We start from the raw sequence: 25322 nt of genomic DNA, 5'->3' as shown, positions 1-25322 counted from the left end.
ATGGAAACAAAAACAGGAGAAAACCGTTCTTGGAAACGGATTGGACGGGATTCCTTCAAACATCAAGAAAGGGTACATCAAGATATGGCAATGATGAACTATCCTGTGAAAGTGCTTCAGATCGGGGAAGGCAACTTTCTGCGCGGTTTTTTCGACTGGATGATATATGAGTGCAATCGCCAGGGCTTGTTCCAGGGGAGTATTGCCGTGAGTCAGCCAAGACCGGGAGGGCGGCACAAGCTGGAGCAGCTTCGTGAACAGGAAGGCATCTACGGATTGCTGACCCGAGGTTTGCAGAATGGCCGGAAGATCGAGAAGGAACAATGGATTCCGGTATTCTCGGAACTGATTGACCCCTATACCGAATGGGCGGATTTTCTGAAAATAGCGGAGCTGGATTCCCTGGATATCGTAGTCTCCAACACAACGGAAGCAGGTCTCGACTACCAGCAGAGTGACTGGAATCCGTTCGAACCTGTCATGTCCTATCCCGGTAAGTTGACTATGCTGTTATATCGCCGCTATGCGCATTTTGACGGCTCGCCGGACAAGGGATTGATGTTGCTGCCTTGTGAGCTTCTGGAGCGCAACGGGGACATATTGAAGTCCATTGTCCTCCGACATGCGCAGGACTGGGGGCTGCCGTCGGCTTTTCGCAGCTGGGTCGTGGAGCATAATGTGTTCCTGAACTCGCTTGTGGATCGTATCGTAACCGGATATCCGGCCGAGGCACAGACGTATTTTGACAAATGGGGCTGCGAGGATCGATTGCTGAACACGGCAGAGCCCTATTACTTCTGGGCCATCGAGGGGGATCCGGCATTGGAGTCCAGGCTGCCATTGCAGAAGGCGGGACTTCAGGTAAGCTGGGTCCCCGATCTGACCCCGTATCAGGTAAGAAAAGTACGGATTCTGAATGGTACGCATACCTTGATGGCTTCCATAGGTCTGCTGCAGGGCTTTCATGAAGTCAGGGAGATGGCAGAGAGCAAGGAATGGGGAGAGCGAATCCACAGCGCCATGCTGCAGGAGATCGTCCCCCTGGTGCCTCTCCCGCTAGAGGAAGTCGGTGCGTATGCGGAAACGGTGTGGGAGCGATTCCGCAATCCTTATATTCAGCACAAGCTCCAGGATATTGCCATGAACAGTATTTCCAAGTTTAAGGTAAGACTTCTACCGAGTTTAATGGGATACGTTCGCACGTACAACCAACTGCCCGAAGTCATGACAGTGGGATTGGCTTCCTTAATCATGCTGTATGATGCTGAGAAAATAAACGGTCAGTGGTATGGAAAGCGACTTCACGGCGAGCAGGTTGTGTTAAGAGATGATCCTGCCAGCCTTGAGCTGTTCCACCAGGCATGGCGTAAGGTGGATGGCAAGGAATGGACGATACCTGACCTTGTAACCTCCATACTTGGTAACACGGCATTATGGGAAGCTGACTTGAACGAGGTGCCAAATCTTCATGAATCAGTGAGCAGATATATAGAGGAAATGGAGTTGAAAGTGACATGAGCGATATCGTTATACTTCACACCAAGGATGATGTCGGTATCGCGCTTCGTCCTCTGACGGCTGGGGAACATGCTATCGGCCTGCTGAACGGGAAGGAACACGCAATTGAGTTAACTGAGGATGTGCCCAAAGGCCATAAGGTTGCTCTTCGCATGATTGAGCCGGGCAGCCATGTATACAAATTCGGGTATTCGATCGGGGTTGCCAAGAAAGTTATTTTGCCGGGGACATGGATTCATACCCACAACTTAAAGACGGGTCTTGCCGGTGAAGTCCAGTATGAATATAAACCCAACGCTAAATCTTCGGCGGAAGTTTCTTCCGCCGTGCTTGATTCACCAACATTTCAAGGTTATATCAGAGCAAATGGCGAGGTTGGGATTCGTAACGAAATCTGGATTATCAATACCGTCGGTTGCATTAACAAAACCTGCGAGCTGTTGGCGCGTCTGGCAGATCAGCAGTTTCAAGGAAGAGGCATTGATGGGGTGTACCACTTCCCGCACCCTTACGGCTGCTCGCAGCTGGGAGACGACTTGAACCACACTCAGCGCCTGCTCTCATCGCTGGCACAGCATGGCAATGCGGCAGGCGTGCTTGTTATAGGACTCGGCTGCGAGAACAATCAGATCGATCAGATGCAGGCCATGATTGGGGATAAGAATAGGGATCGCATTAAATATATGCGGGCTCAGGATATGGAGGACGAATTGGAGGAAGGCCTTTCCCTCATATCGGAGCTTGTGGATTATGCCGAAGGCTTCAAGCGGACGGAAGTTCCGCTATCCAAGCTGAAAGTCGGACTGAAATGCGGGGGATCGGACGGTCTTTCGGGTATCACCGCCAATCCGCTCGCAGGACGCATCGCGGACACCATTACGGACCATGGCGGAACCGCGCTGCTTACGGAGGTGCCGGAAATGTTCGGGGCGGAAACAATCCTGATGGAACGGGCGGCCAACGAACAGGTATTTCACGAAATGACGAAACTTATTAACAATTTCAAGCAATATTTTGTATCGCATGGACAGGAAATCTATGAAAATCCTTCACCCGGGAATAAAGAAGGGGGCATCACGACCCTGGAAGAGAAATCTCTCGGTTGTACGCAAAAAGGCGGAAAGGCTATAGTATCCGATGTGCTTCAGTATGGCGTCAGGTCAAGCAAGCCGGGTTTGAACCTGATTGAAGCACCCGGCAATGACCTCGTTTCGGTTACGGCGCTTGCAGCGGCCGGTGCTCATCTTGTGCTGTTTACGACGGGCAGGGGCACACCGTTTGGCGGTCCTGTCCCAACGGTAAAAATCGCCACCAATTCCGAGCTAGCTGCCCGTAAAAAGCATTGGATCGATTTTAACGCAGGAGCTTTGCTGGAAGGGAAAAGCATGGATGAGCTTCATGGCGAATTAATGAACGAGTTGATTCAATTGGCATCGGGCGCTGAACAGACGCGAAACGAACGCAACGGCTTTCGGGAGATTTCAATTTTTAAGGATGGCGTTATTTTGTAACCCTAGCGTTTGATTATGTATAGCAAAAAAAGGAGGAGCACGTATGTCAAATCCCGTACAGCATCAGGCTCAGTCCAGCTTGTCTCCGCTGGAACTCGGCATCAGGGCTTGCCAATCCATCATGGAAACGTATTCGCCGGAGATGCTTCCGCCTGCAGGGCGGTGGCATTATCATCAAGGTGTGTTTCTGGTTGGAATGTCGCAATTATGGAAGCTTAGCCGCGAGCAGAAGTATCTGAAATATATCAAAGGATATGTGGATCATCTGGTTGATGCGAGCGGCAATCTGCTGCTGGAGCGGGGGGAGCTCGATTCCGTTCAAGCGGGATTGCTTCTGATGGAGCTTGACTCGGTATTCCCAGAGACTCGCTATAGGGCAGCAGCCGATAAACTGCTGCGTCTGCTGTCTACACTGAATCGGACCACGGAGGGCGGATATTGGCATAAGGATCGTTATGCCTATCAGATGTGGTTGGACGGGTTGTATATGGGCGGGGTATTCACCATGAAATACGCGGAGCAGTATAAAGTGCCGCCATTATTTGACGATGTGCTGTTTCAGGAGCGGTTGATGCGTTCCCATACAAAGGATGAGACAACGGGATTATACTATCATGCTTGGGATGAGAGCCGAACGATGCCTTGGGCAGATCCGGTTAGCGGACAGTCACCGGAAATTTGGGGACGCGCTTTGGGATGGTATGCGCTATCCCTTGTGGAGTTCCTCGATTTATTGCCTGAGGACCACTCAGGGCGTGAGGACCTGGCACCAGTACTTCACGATTTGTGTGCAGCGCTTGTGCGCTATCAGGATCCGGCAACGGGATTATGGCATCAAGTGCTGGATAAAGGGAATGAGCCGGATAATTGGCTGGAAACTTCCTGCTCCAGTTTGTTCATTTATACATTAGCCAAGGGAGTACGTCTCGGTTATCTCGACGCCTTCATGCTGTCGCATGCACGCCAAGGTTATAACGGCCTCGTTCATTCCGTATATTACAATGAGCTGGGGCATCTGGTTATGCCCAGGATCTGCATAGGCACCGGGGTTGGAGATTACCGCCATTATGTGGAGAGGCAGCAATGCGAGAATGATCTTCACGGCGTGGGTGCGCTTGTCATGGCGTGCGTAGAACTTAGCAGAAGCCAGGGGTAGTTATCGCTGAATCATATTCTAGCGCCAAGAGCCGTTCCGACTCAGGAATGGCTCTATTTGTGTTGAAATGAGACGCTGCCTTCGGTTGGCATTGGGGAATAGGTGCATAGGAAACTGGCAGGCTTGTCATAATAACGTTAGCGAGGCTTGTTAAACCACAAGAGAAAGGTAGAGCACAGCATGAAAAACTCAAGAATCTGGATTCTGATAAGCATTGCGATTCTGTTATCTGCGGCAGTCTTCGCACAGGGAAGGCTAAAAGCTGATGACAACACGAATCTTCAGGAAGCTTTACCAACCTTCAGTCAGCAGACCATTAAATTCGGCTCGACTGGCGAAGATGTGTATGAGCTGCAAGGGCGTCTTAAGTACTTGGGCTTTTATCACGGGAAGATTGACAGTGTATTTGGTTCCAAGACTCAAGGGGCCGTCAAATGGTTCCAATCGGAGTTCGGTATGAAGGTGGATGGCGTTGTCGGTCCGAAGGTCAAGCTTAAACTGTACAATGCAACCAAGGATTTCCGTCCCACCGCTCCCAAGCTTCACGAAGGCGGAGCAGCTGCTGGTGCAGGCGGCAACGGCGGTTCAGCGAACAACGGGGGCACCAATAACAACCTAGCCTCTTCGAATACAATGGGGCTTTCCGAGAATGATTTGAGAATTATGGCGAATGCCGTATATGGCGAAGCTCGCGGAGAGCCGTTTGAAGGTCAGGTTGCGGTAGCGGCTGTCATTATCAACCGGGTGAAATCGCCAAGTTTTCCAAACTCCCCTCATGGGGTTATATTTGAACCGAGAGCATTTACCGCGGTGGCTGACGGTCAAATATGGCTTGAGCCGAACGAGCAAGCTCGAAAAGCTGTAGAGCAGGCACTGAACGGCTGGGATCCGACAGGGGGCTGTCTCTACTACTTCAACCCGAAAACAGCTACCTCGGAATGGATCTGGACGCGTCCTCAAGTCAAAACCATTGGCCAGCATATCTTCTGTATGTAAGCCGTTAATTAGAGCAACCGGGGCCTGTCTTCGGTTGCTTCTTCACTTTGCGATGGGTTAGAATGAAAGTTAATTATGAAGTAAATTATGGCAACGACAATCCATGATGTAAGGGGATATGGACCTTGACGAAAACGGAATTTGAACACGGAACAGCCGGAGGGATACGGATTCACGTTCTCCCGACGAACCGATTCAAGACATTTGCGATATCGCTTTACGCCGGAAGTCCGTTAGCAGAAGATACGGTGACATCCACGGCGCTCACTCCTTTTGTACTGCGAAGAGGAACGGTTTCCTACCCGGAAACAAGGGCTTTCCGCGAGCAGCTGGAGCAGCTGTACGGCGCCGGATTTGGTTTTGATGTATATAAGCGGGGCGATTATCAAATCGTGCACTTCCGTATGGATACGATTAATGATTCTTTTGTAAAAAGTCCCGAGAGTCTGCTGCGCTCCTCATTTGCCTTCCTGGGAGAAGCCTTTACCGAGCCCGTGCTGGAGAACGGCGTATTTCGCAAATCCTATGTACAAACCGAGCGTGACACGGTTCGCAAAAAGCTGGAATCTATCGTTAATGATAAAATTCGTTATGCTGCGGAGCGCTGTATTGAGGTGATGTGCAAGAATGAGCCGTATCGGCTGCATCCGCTGGGCGAACGGAAGGATCTGGACGGAATAACCCCGGAAGGACTGTATGAGTCCTATCAGAATTGGCTCAATGAATCCGTTCTGGATCTGTATGTGGTCGGAGATACGAGTCTTGATGAGGTCAAAAAGCTCGTAGAAGAGCATTTTAAACTCAACCGCACGGGAAGCAAGGACTATGTTCCTTCTTCCACGCGGACCGCCGCGAGCGGGACGCAGACGGTTGTAGAGAAGCTTGAGATAAATCAGGGCAAACTCAATATGGGGCTTAGAAGCACCATTACTTACGGAGATGACGAGTACGCAGCCGCGCTGTTGTATAACGGAATCTTGGGCGGATACCCGCATTCGAAGCTGTTTGTCAACGTGAGGGAGAAGGAGAGCCTGGCCTATTATGCCTCTTCCCGCTATGACGGTCATAAAGGGATTGCTACCATTCAGTCCGGGATCGAGGTTCAGAATTTCGAGAAGGCTGTAGAGATTATTCGCCAGCAGCTCGATGACATGGCCAAGGGTGCCATCACCGATATCGAGATGTCGCAGACCAAGGCGATGATTCGGAATGTCATTAAAGAAATGCAGGATTCGGCCTTTGAGATGATCGCCTATGATTTCAACCGCACGCTGTCGGGCCGTGAACGTACGCCGGATGAGCTGCTGAATCAGGTGGAGGGCATTTCAGTGGAAGATGTGAAGCAGGCAGCTTCGGCATTTTCCCTGGATACGATCTATTTCCTGAAAGGCCAAAAGGAGGAGTAGCCGGTGGAGAGCATTCATTATGACAACCTGCAGGAGACGCTGTATTACGAAGTGATGGATAATGGTCTGCATGTGTATGTGCTGCCTAAACCCGGCTTTCAGAAGACCTATGCGACTTTTGCAACCAAATACGGTTCCGTGGATAACCATTTCAAGGTCGAAGGCGAGTCTGAGACGCAGGTGCCGGACGGCATAGCGCATTTCCTTGAGCACAAAATGTTCGAGGAGCCGGAGGGTGATATTTTTGCCAAGTTTGCGTCCAACGGCGCTTCCGCGAACGCTTTCACAAGTTTTGACCAGACGGTATATCTCTTCTCTGCAACGGAGAACATCCATGAAAATTTGGAGACCTTGATCGATTTCGTTCAGAATCCTTATTTTACGGATCAGAACGTGGAGAAGGAAAAAGGCATCATCGGGCAGGAAATCAACATGTACCAGGACAATCCCGATTGGCGTGTGTATTTCGGCTTAATTGAAGCGATGTACAAGGTGCATCCGGTGCACATTGATATCGCCGGTACGGTGGAATCCATCGGAACGATTACGAAGGAAGACCTGTATACGTGCTACAATGCTTTCTATCACCCGAGCAACATGCTGTTGTTTGTGGTTGGGGGCGTGGATCCTGAGGAAACGATGAACCTTGTCCGATCGAATCAGGCGGGAAAATCGTATGACAAGCAAGGCTCCATTGAGCGTATTTTTGATCCGGAGCCGCAGGGTGTCGAAGAGAAGCGCAGAGAGAGCCGCCTGGCCGTATCACTGCCGAAATGCCTGTTTGGCTTTAAGGAGAAGCAGGTCGGATTACCAGCTGAAGAGCAGCTGCACCGCGATTTGACCACGAAGCTGATGATGGATCTCTTGTTTGGCTCCAGCACCGAGTTGTATCAGAAGCTGTATGATGAGGATTTGATTTCGGACAGTTTTGGCCATGAATACAACAGTGCGCCGCAATATGCATTCTCTGCAGTTGGCGGTGATACCAAGGATCCGGATCAGCTGCTCGCGCGCATTCGCACAGAGGTGGATAAACTGAAAGCAAGCGGATTCCAGAAATCGGATTTTGAACGGGCCCGCAAAAAGAAAATGGGCGGTTATTTACGGATGCTCAATTCCCCGGAGAACATCGCCCATGAATTTACACGCTATCAGTTCCGTGGAGCGGATCTCTTCAAGGTTCTGCCGGTTTATGAGTCCATTACGGTAGACGATGTTAACCGTCGACTGCAAGAGCATGTCGACTGGGATCAACTGGCTGTATCCATTGTCGTGAGTCCGTAATGAAGCAAGACATGGGAAGAGAATTGAAGCCGATCGGGGAAATGACGGTACTGATTACGGGGGCGAGCAGAGGCATTGGGGCAGCCGTTGCGGAGCGCTTTGCCTCGGTTCGCATGAACGTGGTTATTCACTACATGAATTCGCATGAGGCGGCGAATGAAGTGGCCCGCCGCTGTATGTCTTACGGAGCGAAGGTGTTGACCGTATCGGCCGATCTTCGGGACAAAGAGCAAATACTCCGGATGAAGGAGAAACTTCAGAGTCATAACATGGAGCCTGATATCCTGGTCAATAATGCCGGTGTATCCCATTACGGGCTTCTGTCTGACGCCACGGAAGAACAGTGGGACACCTTGATGTCGATTAACCTGAAGGGGATGTTTCTGTGCTCTCAGGCGTTCATGGGACGCATGATTTCCCAGCGGTTCGGCAGGATCATTAATGTATCCTCGATCTGGGGGCTGTCGGGTGCATCCTGCGAGGTGTTGTATTCCACAAGCAAAGGCGGCGTAAATGCCTTCACGAAGGCGCTGGCGAAGGAGCTTGCTCCTTCCGGCGTTACGGTGAATGCCGTTGCGCCCGGTGCGGTGGATACATCGATGCTGGGACATCTGGATTCGGATGAAATCCGCATGCTGGAAGAGGAGATTCCAATCGGCAGGCTGGCACAGCCTGATGAGATTTCCTCGCTGGTATATTTTTTGGCGCTGCCTGAGTCGGGATACATCACCGGCCAAGTGATCAGTCCGAACGGCGGCTGGGTGACTTGATATTCGTTCGTGGTGCAATTCACCACTCATAAGGTTCTGGTTACGGGGACATATTACTATTGTTACTTTAAATCTGATTGCCACCATGCAAAAGGAGGATTTAATTCATGTCATCCGTAATCAAAAACTTTGATTCCTGGAAGAAATTTCTGGGAGAGCGCGTCGTTCAAGCCGAAAAAGCAGGTATGAGCGAAGACACGATTTCTCAGCTGGCTTTTGAGATCGGCGACTTCCTGGATGAGAAGGTAGACCCGCAAAACTCATCCAACCGGGCACTGAAAGAATTGTGGGACGTAGGTAACGAGGAAGAACGCCACGTTATCGCCCGTCTGATGGTGAGATTGGCCAAGAACAACGCATAACCCACATCCAAAAAGCCCCCCGATAACGGGGGCTTTTTGTCAAGAAAAAAGAATGTAATTTTCATGTTACCGTTAATACTTGCCTTTCATTTTTATTTTATATATCATTAACGTGATCCATTTTTAATTTGACCTGTTTTTGCGTGCATTTTTAGCTGGAATTTGTCGAATATTGATGGAAAAGAAGTGCAAAGAGGTGTCTTTGTGGAATCGAATCAATGGTACATGGAATACAAGATACATAAGAACCGGCCAGGTTTGCTCGGTGATATTGCATCTGTGCTCGGTATGCTTGAAGTGAACATCCTGACAATTAACGGCGTCGAAGGCCAAACCCGAGGTATGCTCCTTGAGACGGATGATGAAGAGAAAATCATTCTGATGGGCAAAATGCTGAACAAGATGAAAAATATTACGGTAACAGCCTTGAGACCCCCTAAACTGGTCGATATTTTGGCTGTCCGACATGGACGATATATTGACCGGGACTCGGATGATCGTAAAACTTTCCGTTTTACACGCGATGAGCTCGGTTTACTTGTTGACTTTTTGGGTGAATTGTTCAAAAGGGAAGGAAATCAGGTCATCGGTCTTCGCGGGATGCCCCGCGTCGGCAAAACGGAGTCCATTATTGCAGGCAGTGTCTGTGCGATGAAACGCTGGACGTTTGTTTCCTCTACGCTGCTTCGGCAAACGATTCGCAGTCAGCTGTCCGAGGATGAGATGAATTCAAACAATATTTTTATCATTGACGGGATTGTCAGCACTATCCGTTCGAACGAGCGCCATTATCAGCTCTTACAGGATATTATGGGGATGGATAGCACGAAGGTGATTGAGCATCCGGACATTTTTGTTCGTGAATCCGAATATTCCTATGAGGATTTCGATATTATAATCGAATTGCGAAACAATCCGGATGAGGAAATCGTTTATGATACGTTCACGGGTTCTTATAGTGACGATTTATAATATTTTTTTGACCACGAAATTCTAAAGTAGGAGGTGATGGCATGTCCGAACTGGGACAGCAATTAAGGGAGGCGCGTCTACAAAAAGGAATGAGCCTTGATGACGTGCAGGAAATGACAAAAATACGCAAGCGATACTTGGAAGCCATCGAGGCAGGGGATTACAAAGTACTTCCCGGCAGTTTTTACGTGCGGGCATTCATCAAAACCTATGCAGAAGCGGTGGGGATTGACCCGGACGAACTGCTTGAAGGACATAAACAGGACGTTCCCAAATCAGAACCGGAAGCGACAATGGAGCCGGTTATTCAAAAGCGTGCCAGCAGACCTTCAGCCGAACGGAACATGAAATGGCTGCCGACGCTGCTGATGTGGACGTTTCCGATACTGATCGTTGTTGTCATTTATTTGGTAGCGATCAATTCGAATGAGCCCAAAGATGAAAACCCGCCGGTAAGCAACAACGACCAATCTCAGACCGATCCAGGACAGAATTCGCAAAACCCGGATACCACGACGCCAGGTGATGGAGCACAAGGCGGAGAGAACAACCCGGGCGATACGCCTGGCGAGGGTACGGACGGTGAAGGAACGGAAACGGACGGCACTGAGGGTACGGATGGTACGGATACAGATGTACCGGGGAATACAACGCCTGGGGAAACGACGGTGACGCAGGACCGGACGGAAGGCAAGAACACCGTATTCAAAGTAACAGGTTCTGCGGTTAAGGTGGACATTACGGCCACCAGTGACGGAAAGAGCTGGGTAGAGGTATACCGCGGCAACAACGCCTCCGGCGAGAAATTGGCTTTCCAAATGCTTGAGAACGGAGCTGCGCTCAGCTTCGAACTGGACAGCCAGGGGTTGTACGTGAAATCGGGCAATTCCGCTGCAACCACCATCACGGTTGGCGGTCAGCCTGTAACGGATGGAAAAACGACTTCCCGCATCGTGCTGGAGTCCGCGGATGGTTCCGCTGACACCACAGGCGGGGAATAATTCCCTTTACTCCAGGAGATCATAACAGCATGCAGCTGCATGCTGTTATTTCACTTCCTGAAAGAGGTGAGGCCATCTTGACGGTCAACTGGATTGTATTCGGATTAGGCGTTATTGTCAGCCTCTTGGGTTACTATCTAATTCCGAGTGACTGGGGATATGGCATATTAGGCTTTGGATTGGCTCATATATTACTCGGCATCCTGAGTATGTTCCGCCGTCCGGTGCGTGATGAGCAAGCTAGCAATTGACGGAGCAGGCTTCGTTGTCACCAGATGGTTGGTGATGAACGGAGTCTTTTTCGTTCCTGTATACATAAGACATACATTGTACATGATTAGACTTGGCTCGGAGTTTTACCTATAATAGAAGCAATATGATTGATGAAAGGAAGGATTCACCATGGCTTCAGAAAATTCATTTGATATCGTATCCAAGATGGATATGCAGGAACTTACAAACGCGGTTAATCAGACGGAGCGGGAGATTGAGAACCGGTTTGACTTCAAGGGCAGCAAGAGCAGCTTGAAGATTGACAAGGAAGCACTGGTCATTGCATCTGACGATGAGTATAAACTCAACGCAGTAATTGATATTTTGCAAACCAAGATGGTTAAACGCGGATTGTCGCTTAAAAATGTGGAGTACGGGAAGATTGAGCCGGCCTCTATGGGTACCGTTAGACAGCGCTTGACCTTGAAACAGGGAATAGATCAGGAAAACTCTAAAAAAATCAACATTTTGATCCGTGATTCCAAACTGAAAGTAAAGAGCCAGATTCAAGGGGATCAAATTCGGGTAACCGGAAAAAACAAGGACGATCTTCAGCAGATCATGCAGCTGCTTCGTAAAGCAGATCTTACGCTGGACCTCCAATTTACCAATTTTAAATAAGCGCGCGCCTTATAGGGTAAAGGCTTGAATGCGAATTGAATGGCAGGTTTGTTTCTTTTGACAGGGTGTCAACTGAAATATTATACTAAAACACGATATATAAGGATTAACGTATACATAGATTACTGGGGGATGAATATGACAGACAGCGATTCACGCTTCAAACCCTTTAGGCTCTTGGGAAGAGCGACCCTGTTGAATTGCGGCAGTTTAACTGCTGCGGGGTCTGCCAAGTTAGCTAGACAACCCGTTGCAAGGGAGGTTGCCCCATGAATTTACCCAATCGTATTACGTTGGCCCGGATTTGCTTGATTCCTGTCATGATGATTTTTCTACTGGTGGATTTTGATTTTTACCCGGCCCCCATTGTGTGGAATGATTTTGTCCTGCCATATAACCAATTGATTGCGGCATTGATCTTTATACTTGCTGCGAGCACGGATGGGATTGACGGCTATTTGGCCCGAAAAAACAATATGGTGACTAACCTGGGAAAACTTCTTGATCCGCTGGCTGACAAACTGCTGGTGGCCGCCGTACTCATATCGCTCGTAGAGATGGGAAAATGCGAATCGTGGATTGCTGTTGTCATCATCAGCAGGGAATTCGCGGTTACCGGCTTGCGGCAGATTGCGCTTCTGGAGGGTTCCGTTGTTGCAGCAGGCCAATCGGGAAAAATTAAAACGGTGATTCAGATTGTGGCAATTGTTGCGCTTCTTATCAACAATTTCCCGTTTGTGTTTATGGGGATTCCGTTTGATGTCATTGCCATCTGGGCAGCTGCGATTATTACGCTATATTCGGGAATCGAATATTTTGTCCAGAACAGGCACCTTCTCAAAGGTACCGGGGCATAATAGCAATAGGAGCAATCCTATTGCTTTTTTCTTCCGTGAGCGTAAGAACATAATGAAGTTGAATAGAATGTGCAGATACAGTAGAGACAGCAGATACAGCAGATACAGGAGGATCGACTAATCATGAAAGCAGAAATCATTGCAGTTGGTACAGAACTTCTGCTGGGACAGATCGTCAATACCAATGCCCAGTACTTGTCCAGAGAGCTTGCTTCAATGGGAATCGATGTGTACTATCAAACGGTTGTCGGGGATAACATGGAGAGGCTCAAGGAGGCCCTCAGGCTGTCCAGCGGCAGAGCTGATATCGTGCTTCTGTCCGGCGGCCTCGGACCTACACAGGATGATCTGACGAAGGATGCCTTAGCTTCCTATATGAACCGGTCGTTGCATATTGACCGGATGGCCATGGACCGGGTCGAACGTTTCTTCCATGACCGGGGATCTGTGATGACGGAGAATAATCGGCGTCAGGCTCTGGCCATCGAGGGAGGTACACCGCTGCCTAACGAGACGGGGCTTGCCGTGGGAAATGCTATTTCTTTTGAAGGCACTCATTATATTGTTTTGCCCGGGCCGCCAAAAGAACTGATCCCGATGTTTGAGCAGGAGGCCAAGCCCTGGCTTCTTCAGCACGTCCTGACCGGCGAGCTCCCCATCTACTCGAAGATGCTCAAGTTCGCAGGCATTGGGGAATCCGCACTTGATCAGCGACTGGAGGACCTGATAACCGCACAGACGGATCCGACCATCGCCTTGTATGCCAAGGAAGGGGAGGTTACGGTCCGGATCTCCACGAAGGCAGCGAGTGAGTCTGAGGCTATGGTCCGGCTGAATGAGCTGGAGACCAGAATTCAGGAGAGAGGTCCTGAGTTTATGTATGCCAACGAGGACGTGCCGATTGAGAAGGTCATTGTAGACCTTATGGCAGATCGAAGCTGGACGCTGAGCGCGGCCGAGAGTTGTACCGGAGGGCTCGTGGCAGAGGCGCTGACATCCATTCCCGGCAGTGCTTCGATGTTTCTGGGCGGAATCATCTGTTATACCAATCAGATCAAAGAGAAGCTTGTACATATCCCGCATGCGCTGCTTGAAGGTGATGATGCGCCGGGCGCTGTCAGTGCGGAGGTTGCCGAGGCGCTTGCGGATCATGTCCGGATGGTGACCGACAGTGATTTTGGTTTGTCGGTAACAGGTGTAGCAGGTCCAGGTTACGCCGAACGCAAGCCCGTTGGCCTTGTGTACATTGGATTGTCCGAACGGGGAAAAGAAACGGAAGTGCATGAGCTGCACCTGCAGGGCAACCGTGAGACGATCCGGCTCCGTGCAACCAAGGCGCTGCTGTATCGGCTTTGGCAGCGTCTCGTTGCCTCCAAGCAGGCCTAGCTTCCCCCTAAGCCGAAGGAAGCCGCTTTTGATAAAAAGTAAATTATTTACACCTGTCTTGGTAGCTGTTCTTGAATTGAAGAATGGTTCCGAGTATAATGTGAAGTACGGAAGAACCGTGGCATATCGAATGATATTGCTGCGGTTCTTCTTCTTTTTTACATAGGGTTCAGAGCATGGGAGGGAAGGAGCGCCGAATAAAAAAACGAATGTATGTTCGAAAAAAAGCTTGGCAAACGTGTCAAAACAAGGTATGATATGACTATCAACAGTGAAGGGTTGTGGAACAATTGTCAGATCGTCGTGCTGCGCTGGAGATGGCGCTTCGTCAGATAGAGAAACAGTTCGGTAAAGGTTCCATCATGAAACTGGGTGAGTCCACCCATATGCAGGTAGAGATTGTGCCAAGTGGATCGTTGGCGTTGGATATAGCTTTAGGAACCGGCGGTTTGCCTAAAGGCCGGATTATTGAAGTATATGGACCGGAATCCTCCGGTAAAACAACAGTAGCCCTCCATGCTATTGCTGAAGTTCAGAAGGCTGGCGGACAAGCTGCATTTATCGATGCCGAGCATGCCTTGGATCCATCGTATGCAAGCAAACTGGGTGTTAATATTGATGAATTGCTGCTCTCCCAACCGGATACGGGTGAACAGGGGCTTGAAATTGCGGAAGCATTGGTACGCAGTGGTGCCGTAGATATTATTGTTATTGACTCGGTTGCTGCGCTTGTGCCGAAAGCTGAAATTGAAGGCGATATGGGTGATTCCCACGTGGGTCTGCAAGCTCGTCTGATGTCTCAAGCTCTTCGTAAATTGTCGGGTGCCATCAATAAGTCGAAAACGATTACCATCTTTATCAACCAGCTTCGTGAGAAGGTTGGTGTTATGTTCGGTAACCCTGAGACTACTCCGGGCGGACGTGCTCTGAAGTTCTATTCCACGGTTCGTTTGGACGTGCGCCGGATTGAGAGCATCAAGATGGGTAACGATGTGGTGGGTAACCGCACACGGATTAAGGTTGTTAAGAACAAGGTAGCGCCGCCTTTCAAACAGGCTGAGCTAGATATTATGTACGGTGAGGGCATCTCTAGAGAGGGAAGCCTGATTGATATCGGAACGGAACTGGATATCGTAGACAAGAGTGGTGCTTGGTATTCTTATTCTGGTGACCGTCTGGGTCAAGGACGTGAGAATGCGAAGCAATTCTTGAAGGAGCACCCGGAAATCGCGAGTGTAATCGAGAATAAAATCCGTGAAGCAAGCAACCTGACCACGGCTGTTCCTGAGCCTTCCGCAGAGGATAAGGAACAAGATGAAATAGAAGAGCAGGAATTGTTTAAGGTAGAGTAGTAATAACGGTTTAGCTTTTAGAGTGTTGAGGACTGTCCGGTGTTTGTAACGCCTGACGGTCTTCTTTGCATTTAACTTAATCGAGGAATCGCTCGGATATTTTTGCCGGGATATTGATGCTGAAGTGAGAGGAGCGTTTATGAAAGAAGAGAATATGGGAGTGTCTGAGGAGGAGGAAACTTCAGGTATTGGACATTTTCCCGATAATGAGGATCTGATCGTAACTTCGGTCGAGATGCTGAGAAAGCCCAAACACCGCTATCAGATCGCATTTGGGCCTTATCAGATGACCGTTCATGAGGACGTTATGCTGAAATATCGCTTGTTGAAGGGCAATGTTTTTCGCAAGGAGGAACTGCAGGAAATTATTGTTGCAGATGAACGGCAGCGCGCTTACGTAGAGGCGCTGAATCATCTGTCCCGAAAACCCAGAACGGCTAAGGAAATTTCACAGCGTCTGCAGCAAAAAGGCTTTGAGCAGAATAGTGTAGAGACAACCTTGGAGCGCTTGGAGAAGGATAACCTCGTAGATGATGCGCTCTATGCCAAGATGTGGGCGGAACAGCGAATGACGAGCCATAAGAAGGGAAGATTGTGGGTTAAGCAGGAACTGAGGCAAAAGGGAATAGGCACTGAGCTTATATCAGAGGCGTTGGGCGAGATTAGCGCGGATGCGGAACTTGAGAGTGCGCTGACGGTCGGGAGGAAAAAATGGCAGCAAACCCATGGCGAGCAGTTGGATCGCAAACGTAAAACGGGCGCCTATTTAATGCGGCGAGGGTTTGGTGGAGAACAGGTACGGCAGGTACTTAAACTTCTGATTGAAGAGGATCAGCAACAAGGCGAGTGGGACGAAGAGCTGGATGACTTCTAATAAAAGGCAGCCATAATGCAGAACTTCGCAAAAGAATTTGGTTCCACTGGATGAAACTGACGTTTACCCATTGCTTTCCCTTGACAATATCTTTTTATAAATACTAAAATAAATATGAATCTTTTATCATAAATTAGAAACCTTTTTCCTTCCAAAAAAGTGACTACTTTGTGAAAGATTCTTATAACGCCAATTCATAGTGAAATGTATTCCGCTGTTCATGGTGGAATTTGCGAACGTTAATGGGACGTGCGCAGTATGGACGGCAGGTTCTGCCGGAAAATTTTATGTATGAATGAGTAAACTGACAATTGAACATTTCCCAAGGAATGCCTTGGAGGAAACAACGAGGAGGTGAAACAGATGCTGGATACATGGATCTGGATCATAATCGTTCTCGCTGTAGCCGCTATATTCTTTGGGTTCGGTTATTTTATTCGCAAATCCCTTGCAGAAGCTAAAATTTCCAGTGCCGAGCATGCCGCTTTGCAGATCGTTGAGAGTGCGAAGAAGGAAGCAGAGGCATTGAAGAAAGAAACGGTTCTTGAAGCAAAAGATGAAGTTCATAAAATCAGAGCCGAAGCTGAAAAAGACACTCGTGAGCGCCGTAATGAAATTCAACGGCAGGAACGCAGATTGTTGCAAAAGGAAGAGTCGCTGGATAAAAAAATAGAATCTTTGGAACGTAAAGAAGAACAAGTGGCGAACAAAGAGAAACGAATAGAAGAGACCCAGCAGCAAATCGACGCTATTTACAAGAAACAAACTACAGAACTGGAGCGTATCTCCAACCTTACGATGGAGGATGCCCGCAGTATCATTCTCAGCAATGTCGAGCAAGAGGTTCGTCATGAAACCGCTCAAATGATTAAAGAAATTGAGCAGCAGGCGAAAGAAGAGGCTGACAAGAAATCACGGGAGATCATCACGCTGGCTATCCAACGCTGTGCGGCTGATCATGTGGCAGAGACAACGGTTTCTGTTGTCACCTTGCCGAACGAAGAAATGAAGGGCCGGATCATCGGACGTGAAGGCCGGAATATCCGTGCGCTTGAAACCCTTACAGGGATTGACCTTATTATCGATGATACTCCGGAAGCTGTTATTCTCTCCGGGTTTGATCCGATTCGCCGTGAAATTGCCCGTACAGCTTTGGAAAAGCTCGTGGCGGACGGACGGATTCATCCGGCTCGTATCGAAGAAATGGTGGAGAAATCCCGCAAGGAAGTGGACGAACGCATTCGCGAGTATGGAGAACAAGCCACATTCGAAGTTGGCGTGCACGGTTTGCATCCAGATTTGATCAAAATTCTGGGCCGACTGAAGTTCCGTACAAGCTATGGACAAAATGTGTTGAAACATTCCATGGAAGTGGCCTACTTGACTGGCCTAATGGCCGGCGAATTGGGCGAAGACATCGTGCTTGCGAAACGGGCAGGACTGTTGCATGACATCGGTAAAGCGCTGGATCATGAAGTGGAAGGATCGCACGTTGAAATCGGCGTGGAGCTGGCGAAGAAATACAAGGAACATCCGGTGGTTATCAACAGCATTGCCTCTCACCACGGTGATTGTGAAGCAACCTCGGTTATTGCCATGCTGGTTGGCGCAGCTGACGCATTGTCCGCAGCCAGACCGGGAGCGCGCAGAGAGACACTTGAGACGTATATCCGACGCCTTGAGAAGCTCGAAGAAATTTCCGAATCCTTTGAAGGCGTTGAGAAATCGTACGCCATTCAAGCGGGACGTGAAGTTCGCGTTATGGTACAGCCTGAGAAGATCGATGATGCCGAAGCATTCCGCTTGGCACGCGACATTACCAAAACCATTGAGAATGAACTGGATTATCCAGGTCATATCAAAGTCACCGTTATCCGGGAGACCCGTGCGGTGGATTACGCAAAATAGAGTTTGGACCTTAAAAAGTGGCCGCAATTCGGCCACTTTTTATCTTTGAAGATATCAGATCGGAAAGTGGCTGATATCCATAAAACCGGGAACGCTCCTGCTGGAGCAGGACAGAATTCCCTCGTTAAGGAGTGATTGACATCAAAGTACTATTCATCGGTGATATTGTCGGCAGTACAGGGCGCAAAGCGCTGAAAGAATCGCTGCCAGAGCTGAAGTCCAAATATAATCCTCACATCATCATTGCCAATGGCGAGAACGCGGCTTCGGGACGCGGCATTACCTCGGCCATTGCCAATGAGTTTTTCAATTGGGGCATCCACGGCATCACCTTGGGAAATCACACGTGGGATAACAAGGATATTTTTGAGTTTATCGATGATGAACCGCGTTTGATTCGCCCGGCGAATTTTCCGCCTGGAACACCTGGACGGGGATATACGGTTATTAAAGCAAACGGCAAACAATTGGCCATTGTGAACCTGCAGGGAAGAACATTCCTGCCAGCCATCGATTGTCCATTCCGTGCAGCCGATGAAATTGTAGATGAGTTGCGCCAGAAAAACAAATGCATTCTTGTGGACTTCCATGCCGAGGCGACCTCTGAGAAAATTGCCATGGGTTGGCATTTGGAAGGACGGGCTTCTATGGTGGTTGGAACGCACACGCATGTGCAAAGCAATGACGATACGATACTGCCGGGTGGAACTGCCTACATTACGGATACCGGCATGGTAGGCTCCAAGGAAGGGGTACTCGGCATGCAGCGCGATGCGGTGATGTACAAGTTCAAAACCCAGCTTCCTGCTCGTTTCCAGGTCGATGAAGGCAAGTGGCAGTTCCATGCTGTATGCGTTGATATGGATGAAGAAACAGGGAAAGCCCACAAGATACAAAAAATACGTATGTACGAAGACGAATGGCGGATGGATTAAAAACCGTAAAATTCGTTTAATTAAATTAGGTACGAATGGCAAAAAGCAGGAATTTTTTCCCCTCTCACGAATAACATCTAGTAAGCGGAAGCAAACCATCACTCAACATTCCCAGGGGAGGTACTTACCATGGAAGTATTAAAAGTTTCAGCAAAATCCAATCCTAATTCAGTTGCAGGGGCGCTCGCTGGAGTTCTTCGGGAGCGGGGCGGAGCGGAACTGCAAGCGATTGGGGCGGGAGCACTGAACCAGGCCATTAAAGCGGTAGCGATTGCCCGGGGATTTGTAGCACCGAGCGGGGTGGATCTGATTTGCATCCCTGCTTTTACGGATATTGTGATTGATGGCGAAGACCGGACGGCGATTAAATTGATCGTAGAACCTAGATAAATTTCGGAGGTATTAGCCTGTTTACTCTCTTTTGCGTAAACAGGCTTTTTGCTGTAACACATTGGAAGGAGATGAGCCCGCGATGCGGACAGTTGATTTTCACTGTGATGCCCTGAGTAAAATGTGGGAAGATCCCAAAGCTTCCTTTGTTGATGATCGGCATTTGGATGTTACGCTGCAGCGTATGGAGGAAGGGGATCTTGCGCTTCAGGTATTCGCTGTTTTTTTATCGGAAAAATACGGACGTCCTTCATTTGAGCGGGTACTGGCGCAAATCGATACGTATCGCAGCCGCATTGTGAAGCCAGGTCATCTCAAACCGCTGCTCTGGCAAGAACAGGTCCAGGAGATGAGAGAAAGCTGTCATAGCCGTTTTGGTGTTTTGTCGCTGGAAGGTGTGGACGGGCTGGAGGGCAATTTGCATTACGTTAAGCTCTGTTATGACCTGGGTGTACGCTTTATGGGGATTACGTGGAACTATGCCAACTGGGCTGCGGACGGGGCGTTGGAGCAGCGGAATGGTGGATTTACGGAACGAGGGCGGCAGCTGGTGGAGCTGTGTAATTCCACAGGCATTATTCTGGATGTTTCCCACCTGTCCCAGGCCGGCTTCTGGGAGTTAACCGAACTTACGCAGCGTCCCATCCTGGCCTCGCATTCCAATGCGTACTCCGTATGCAAGCATCCGCGGAATCTAAGCGATGAGCAGATTCGGGCTTTGATCGCTTTGGACGGAATGATCGGCATTACGTTTGTGCCTTGGTTCATTCGGAGTGATGCAGACCGAGTGAAGCCGGAGGACATCCTGCCCCATATTGAGAAGATTTGTGAGCTGGGCGGAGAGAAACACATGATGTTCGGTTCGGATTTTGACGGGATTGATCAGTGGGTTGCCGGGCTTGAGCATCCGGGGAAATATCCAGACTTCCAGGAGCTGCTCCTCAAGCACTATCCTGAATCAATGGTAAAAGGCTGGATGTCTGATTATGCGCTCCGGTTTCTTGAACAGAATTTGCCTTTGGCTCCGTCCAAAGAGAAATAAAATTCGCATAACGCCCATGATTCAAAGATAACTTTGACAATCCTGTTGCAGATCATATGAGAAATGAGAAGAAGGCACCCAGAATCATCGGGCTGCCTTTTTATTTTTGGGTAATAGAGAGTATAATAGGTGATGGCACGTACAGCATATAGAGAAAAACAAGGAGTGAGAGACAGATGAGTAAAACTGTACCTGTGGGTGTATCCGCCCGCCATATTCATTTATCCCAGGAGCATATTGAGGCATTATTCGGCCCTGGATATCAGCTTACAGAATTCAAGCCTTTGTCCCAGCCAGGACAATTCGCAGCCAATGAAACGGTAGCGGTAATTGGAACGAAGGGACAATTCGATAAAGTAAGAATTTTGGGACCTGCGCGTCCTGCAACCCAGCTTGAGATTTCCCGTACGGATTCCTTTGCAATTGGTGTGAAAGCACCTGTGCGGGAGTCGGGGAATATCGCTGGAACACCTGGTATCACCATCAAAGGCCCAGCAGGCGAGGTAACGGTGGATGAGGGTGTTATTGTAGCCGCTCGTCATATTCATTTCCATACGTCCGATGCGGATCAGTGGGGCATTAAAGACAAGGATCTGCTTAAAGTGCGTCTTGGCGGTGAGCGTGGTCTTGTACTGGAAAATGTGATTGCTCGTGTATCCGATAACTTTGCGCTGGATATGCACATCGATACGGACGAAGCGAATGCGGCTGGTGCCAACAACGGAGATACTGCTGAAATTATTGACTAATTTATAACTTCAGTCAGGTTGAAGGAACAAACGGTATATGTCACGTATGTGCGCTTATAGGAAGCACGTACGGAAGAGCCTGGATCGATGAATTTCGATTTCAGGCTCTTTTTTGAAGTTTGCATCGATCATGTCAGAGTGGTAGCTTAGGCATTAAGATCATGATATAATTTAAAACAGTGCCTATTTAAGAGGTTTTGTCATGTAAAACCAGAGATTTTGTGGATCTAAGGAGTGACCAAGCATGTCCAAAGAAAGTAAGGACTACTCCAAATATTTTGATTTTTCAGGAGCCAAAGTTCTCTCGGAAGATGAACACGGGAAGAGAATTCGCATCAACGGCCGGGAAATCAATATTCTTTCGGAGCCTAATCATAGACAGGAAAAGCAGCGCGGCAAGCAGAGCGTAGAAGTGCTGTACGATACAGAGCTGCCGGAGGAGTTCCGGCGCATCGGAGCGGGCAAGCATTATATTGTATACACGTATGGGTGCCAGATGAATGAGCATGATTCCGAGACCATTAAGGGATTGCTGGAGCAAATGGGCTATCAAGCCACCGAGGATCGCAAGCAGGCGGATATCATTTTGCTGAATACATGCGCCATTCGTGAAAATGCGGAGGACAAGGTCTTCGGCGAACTCGGCCATCTGAAACACTTGAAGATCGAGAAGCCCGATATGCTGCTTGGTGTTTGCGGCTGTATGTCGCAGGAGGAGTCCGTAGTTAATCGCATTCTCCAGAAACACGGCTTCGTTGACCTCATCTTCGGTACGCACAACGTGCACCGTCTGCCCCATCTTATACAGGAGGCGCTCTTCAGCAAGGAAATGGTTGTTGAAGTGTGGTCCAAGGAGGGTGACATCATTGAGAACCTTCCGAAGAAGCGGGAAGGGCTTCGCGGCTGGGTTAACATTATGTACGGCTGCGATAAATTCTGTACATACTGCATAGTCCCGTATACCCGCGGTAAGGAACGCAGCCGGCGTCCGGAGGATGTTATAGCTGAGGTACGTGAACTAGCCCGTCAGGGTTACAAGGAAATCACGCTGCTCGGGCAAAATGTGAACGCATACGGCAAGGATTTTGAGGATATCGAGTACCGCTTCGGCGATCTGATGGATGCGATCCATAAGATCGATATCCCGCGTGTACGTTTCACGACATCCCATCCGAGAGATTTCGACGATCATCTGATCGAGGTGCTGGCGAAGGGCGGAAATCTGGTAGAACACATTCATCTGCCGGTGCAATCGGGAAGCTCGCAGGTGCTCAAAAAAATGAGCCGCAAATATACGCGTGAGACGTACCTGGAGCTTGCTCATAAGATTAAAAAAGCGATTCCGAATGTTGCGTTTACAACGGACATCATTGTCGGATTCCCTGGAGAAACCGATGAGCAGTTTGAGGAGACGCTGTCTCTTGTCCGCGAAGTAGGTTATGACGCTGCATATACCTTCATCTATTCTCCCCGTGAAGGAACACCGGCAGCGGTGATGGAGGATAATGTGCCGATGGAGGTCAAGAGCGAGCGACTTCAACGTTTGAATGCAGCTATCAGTGAGTACAGCCGCCAGAGCAATGACAGGCTGCTGGGTGCTACGGTAGAGGTCCTTGTAGAGGGTGTCAGCAAGAACAATGATTCCATGCTGTCAGGGCGCACGCGCACGAACAAGCTGGTGCATTTTGAAGGCTCCAGGGATTTGGTGGGAACGTTCGTGAATGTTCAAATTACCGATACGAAGACCTGGTATATTAAAGGCGATATGATTTCCAATCCGATTCCTGCATCGGATGCTGTATAATAGAGAGGCAGGCAGAAATTTACCACGACGTACGTAAAGGCCGTCCTTGTGAGTTCGGCCCGGCGCTGCGTATATGCTTATAGATGATGAAGAATTGGAGCGATGAACCTTGGCACAAGATCATGTTCGTACGAACACATATGGTATGTCAACATTCAATTCGCGTGAATTGATTATACGCGATGATATTTTGGCAAAAGCCGGTGAGCTGGCGAATTTAATATCCACAAGCGAAGAAGTCCAAATGTTTAAGCAAGCAGAAGAGAAAATCCAAAACCACGAACGGGTTCAAGGATTGATCAAGACCATCAAGAAAAAGCAAAAAGAAATCGTTGCTTTTGAATCCTTTCAGAATAAGGACATGGTTGCGAAAATCGAACGCGAGATCGAAGAGCTGCAAGAGGAGATTGACGGCATCCCGCTCGTTATGGAATTCCAGCAGAGTCAAAGCGATATCAACTATCTTCTTCAACTGGTCGTATCCGTGATTCATGATACCGTTTCGGAAAAAGTCAATGTAGAAACAGGAAAAGATACGCCGCCAAGCAGCTGCGGTTAGGCGATTCGAAGGTGCGGAATGGTTCCGCACCTTTTCTATTCGTATCCATCATGCACAGAATGAGGCTGAATAGGGCATAGTAATCTTATGCAGAAGATGGGATGAGGAAATCCTTGACATCATCTTTAAATATGTCATAATGAAATTATCAAATTAATAGTTATGGTGATGGAAATGACGGATCATGAACAGGCGCCACAGCGCAATGCCAAGAAATATAGAACACCGGATGGTGTACCCGCTGATATCGTCATGTTTACCTTGACGAAGCGGGAGCGGAAGACCTTCACCAAGACACTGCCTATACGGGAGCTTAAGGTGATGCTGATTAGGCGCAGATCATGGCCTTGTGCCGGTATGTGGGCACTTCCAGGCGGTTTTTGCCGTGAGAGTGAGTCTATTTACGATGCAGCCAAGAGGGAACTGAAAGAAGAGACCGGGGTGGATGGCGGTCATTTGGAATATTTGGGTGTGTATAGCGCGCCCGGTCGCGATCCACGCGGCTGGATCATCAGCCATGCGTTCTACGCGTTGGTGGAAGAATGGATGCTGGAGCACCGCCAGGCTGCCGATGATGCAGAAGAGGTTGGACTATTCACGGTAGCGGAGGCTCTGGAGGAGCTGGAGCTTGCTTTTGACCACCGGGATATCATCATGGATGCGTATCACAAGATTCAGCAGCAAATGCTGCAAACGACGATTGCCAGACAGTTTTTGCCGGAGCATTTTACACTGAGCGAACTGTATCAGGTTATCCAAACCGTCGTGCCGGAGTTCAATGAACCCAACTTTATCCGTAAGATTACTTCTACCCGAAGCAGGCAGGGAATTTTGGAGGAAGCCCGTGATGAGGATGGCAAACCTCTAAACTCGAATCAGTACTCCCAACGACCGGCCCAATTGTATCGATTTACGGATCATGCACCGCTGCTATCTATTTATACGTAACATGTAATCTCAAGCCACTGTTTTTTATCGGCCACATTAATCAATGTACAGAGGAGTGTGTCAGATGAAGGCTTTAATCGTGATAGATTTCACGAATGACTTCGTGGATGGCAGTCTGCCTGTAGGCAAGCCGGCCATTAACATTCAGCATAGAATTGTCGACTTGACCAGACAGTATAATGACAACGGGGATTTCGTTGTGATGGCTGTAGACCTTCACGAGGAACATGATGCTTACCATCCGGAAACGAAGCTGTTTCCGCCTCATAACATTCGGGACACGCGGGGGCGCGAATTATACGGCGATCTGCAACAGGTGTACGAGGAACGCAAGGAAACGATCTATTGGATGGACAAAACGAGGTACAGTGCATTTTGCGGCACCGATCTGAATCAAAAGCTGCGTGAACGCGGGATTACCGAAGTGGATCTGGTCGGGGTATGCACGGATATCTGTGTCCTTCATACGGCGGTGGATGCCTACAATTACGGATATAAGATTACGGTTTATGAGGATGCTGTTGCAAGCTTCAATCCAGAGGGCCATCAGTGGGCTTTAGGTCATTTTCAAGGCAGTCTCGGTGCAGCGGTTGTGCGCAGTGAAGATGGTACGAAATAAGATGAACGAATTAAGATGACAGCTTGTGA

25 protein-coding genes are annotated in these 25322 nt (G+C 49.0%); all 25 read left to right on the top strand.

The window, feature by feature from the left end; genetic code table 11:
- On the top strand, window positions 1-1518 hold the full coding sequence (locus M2277_RS00465) for a tagaturonate reductase (RefSeq protein WP_036642108.1): 1518 nt from the start codon (window positions 1-3) through the stop codon (window positions 1516-1518).
- Window positions 1515-3029 carry a UxaA family hydrolase gene (locus M2277_RS00460; protein WP_280753922.1) on the top strand — a complete coding sequence of 505 codons (1515 nt, stop codon included), beginning with the start codon at window positions 1515-1517 and terminating at the stop codon, window positions 3027-3029. Before M2277_RS00465 ends, M2277_RS00460 begins: the two co-directional genes overlap by 4 nt.
- A 43-nt stretch (window positions 3030-3072) precedes the next feature.
- The gene (locus tag M2277_RS00455; protein WP_280753921.1) at window positions 3073-4185 is read left to right on the top strand and encodes a glycoside hydrolase family 88/105 protein; all 1113 of its coding nucleotides are present in this window, start codon (window positions 3073-3075) and stop codon (window positions 4183-4185) included.
- A 180-nt stretch (window positions 4186-4365) separates the two neighbouring features.
- Entirely contained in the window at window positions 4366-5181 is an 816-nt protein-coding gene (gene sleB / locus M2277_RS00450; protein WP_006211264.1) for a spore cortex-lytic enzyme, read from the top strand.
- A 125-nt stretch (window positions 5182-5306) separates the two neighbouring features.
- Window positions 5307-6587: an EF-P 5-aminopentanol modification-associated protein YfmF gene (gene yfmF, locus M2277_RS00445; RefSeq protein WP_006211263.1), complete on the top strand. Its 1281-nt coding sequence runs from the start codon at window positions 5307-5309 to the stop codon at window positions 6585-6587.
- 3 nt (window positions 6588-6590) lie between these two features.
- Window positions 6591-7871, top strand: a complete 1281-nt coding sequence (gene yfmH / locus M2277_RS00440; protein ID WP_006211262.1) for an EF-P 5-aminopentanol modification-associated protein YfmH — start codon at window positions 6591-6593, stop codon at window positions 7869-7871.
- Window positions 7871-8641, top strand: a complete 771-nt coding sequence (gene ymfI, locus M2277_RS00435; RefSeq protein WP_006211261.1) for an elongation factor P 5-aminopentanone reductase — start codon at window positions 7871-7873, stop codon at window positions 8639-8641. Before yfmH ends, ymfI begins: the two co-directional genes overlap by 1 nt.
- A 107-nt stretch (window positions 8642-8748) precedes the next feature.
- Window positions 8749-9003, top strand: coding sequence for a DUF3243 domain-containing protein (locus M2277_RS00430; protein ID WP_006211260.1), 255 nt, complete (start codon window positions 8749-8751; stop codon window positions 9001-9003).
- 204 nt (window positions 9004-9207) lie between these two features.
- Window positions 9208-9975, top strand: coding sequence for a DUF3388 domain-containing protein (locus tag M2277_RS00425; RefSeq protein WP_006211259.1), 768 nt, complete (start codon window positions 9208-9210; stop codon window positions 9973-9975).
- A 41-nt stretch (window positions 9976-10016) separates the two neighbouring features.
- Window positions 10017-10976: a helix-turn-helix domain-containing protein gene (locus M2277_RS00420; protein WP_006211258.1), complete on the top strand. Its 960-nt coding sequence runs from the start codon at window positions 10017-10019 to the stop codon at window positions 10974-10976.
- Between the two features lie 77 nt (window positions 10977-11053).
- Complete coding sequence (locus M2277_RS00415) at window positions 11054-11227, top strand: DUF4175 domain-containing protein (protein ID WP_138917807.1); 174 nt, start codon at window positions 11054-11056, stop codon at window positions 11225-11227.
- A 151-nt stretch (window positions 11228-11378) separates the two neighbouring features.
- A complete protein-coding gene (locus tag M2277_RS00410; protein ID WP_006211256.1) occupies window positions 11379-11870 on the top strand; it encodes a YajQ family cyclic di-GMP-binding protein in 492 nt (163 codons plus the stop codon).
- 269 nt (window positions 11871-12139) lie between these two features.
- The gene (pgsA, locus tag M2277_RS00405) at window positions 12140-12727 is read left to right on the top strand and encodes a CDP-diacylglycerol--glycerol-3-phosphate 3-phosphatidyltransferase (protein ID WP_006211255.1); all 588 of its coding nucleotides are present in this window, start codon (window positions 12140-12142) and stop codon (window positions 12725-12727) included.
- Window positions 12728-12850: 123 nt separating this feature from the next.
- Window positions 12851-14113: a competence/damage-inducible protein A gene (locus M2277_RS00400; protein WP_063480008.1), complete on the top strand. Its 1263-nt coding sequence runs from the start codon at window positions 12851-12853 to the stop codon at window positions 14111-14113.
- Window positions 14114-14403: 290 nt separating this feature from the next.
- On the top strand, window positions 14404-15465 hold the full coding sequence (gene recA / locus M2277_RS00395; protein WP_006211253.1) for a recombinase RecA: 1062 nt from the start codon (window positions 14404-14406) through the stop codon (window positions 15463-15465).
- A 139-nt stretch (window positions 15466-15604) separates the two neighbouring features.
- Window positions 15605-16339, top strand: coding sequence for a regulatory protein RecX (locus M2277_RS00390; RefSeq protein ID WP_280753920.1), 735 nt, complete (start codon window positions 15605-15607; stop codon window positions 16337-16339).
- A gap of 366 nt (window positions 16340-16705) precedes the next feature.
- Window positions 16706-18247: a ribonuclease Y gene (gene rny, locus M2277_RS00385; protein WP_036642458.1), complete on the top strand. Its 1542-nt coding sequence runs from the start codon at window positions 16706-16708 to the stop codon at window positions 18245-18247.
- A 131-nt stretch (window positions 18248-18378) separates the two neighbouring features.
- Window positions 18379-19182 (top strand): TIGR00282 family metallophosphoesterase, encoded by an 804-nt coding sequence (locus tag M2277_RS00380; RefSeq protein WP_063480006.1) that lies wholly within the window; start codon window positions 18379-18381, stop codon window positions 19180-19182.
- Window positions 19183-19311: 129 nt separating this feature from the next.
- A complete protein-coding gene (locus M2277_RS00375) occupies window positions 19312-19572 on the top strand; it encodes a stage V sporulation protein S (RefSeq protein ID WP_006211249.1) in 261 nt (86 codons plus the stop codon).
- 82 nt (window positions 19573-19654) lie between these two features.
- Entirely contained in the window at window positions 19655-20614 is a 960-nt protein-coding gene (locus tag M2277_RS00370; protein ID WP_280753919.1) for a dipeptidase, read from the top strand.
- A gap of 176 nt (window positions 20615-20790) precedes the next feature.
- Window positions 20791-21363, top strand: a complete 573-nt coding sequence (gene pduL, locus M2277_RS00365; protein ID WP_006211246.1) for a phosphate propanoyltransferase — start codon at window positions 20791-20793, stop codon at window positions 21361-21363.
- A 244-nt stretch (window positions 21364-21607) separates the two neighbouring features.
- Window positions 21608-23167, top strand: a complete 1560-nt coding sequence (gene miaB, locus M2277_RS00360; protein WP_006211245.1) for a tRNA (N6-isopentenyl adenosine(37)-C2)-methylthiotransferase MiaB — start codon at window positions 21608-21610, stop codon at window positions 23165-23167.
- Between the two features lie 109 nt (window positions 23168-23276).
- Window positions 23277-23726 carry a YlbF/YmcA family competence regulator gene (locus tag M2277_RS00355; RefSeq protein ID WP_006211244.1) on the top strand — a complete coding sequence of 150 codons (450 nt, stop codon included), beginning with the start codon at window positions 23277-23279 and terminating at the stop codon, window positions 23724-23726.
- Between the two features lie 162 nt (window positions 23727-23888).
- On the top strand, window positions 23889-24674 hold the full coding sequence (locus M2277_RS00350; protein WP_036642123.1) for an NUDIX hydrolase: 786 nt from the start codon (window positions 23889-23891) through the stop codon (window positions 24672-24674).
- Window positions 24675-24738: 64 nt separating this feature from the next.
- Window positions 24739-25293, top strand: a complete 555-nt coding sequence (locus tag M2277_RS00345) for a cysteine hydrolase family protein (RefSeq protein ID WP_036642124.1) — start codon at window positions 24739-24741, stop codon at window positions 25291-25293.
- The last annotated feature ends 29 nt before the right edge of the window (window positions 25294-25322 follow it).

The organism is Paenibacillus sp. LBL (assembly GCF_029893715.1).
Taxonomy (GTDB): Bacteria; Bacillota; Bacilli; order Paenibacillales; family Paenibacillaceae; genus Paenibacillus_AQ; species Paenibacillus_AQ glucanolyticus.
This window is presented reverse-complemented; position numbering and strand designations above follow the sequence as displayed.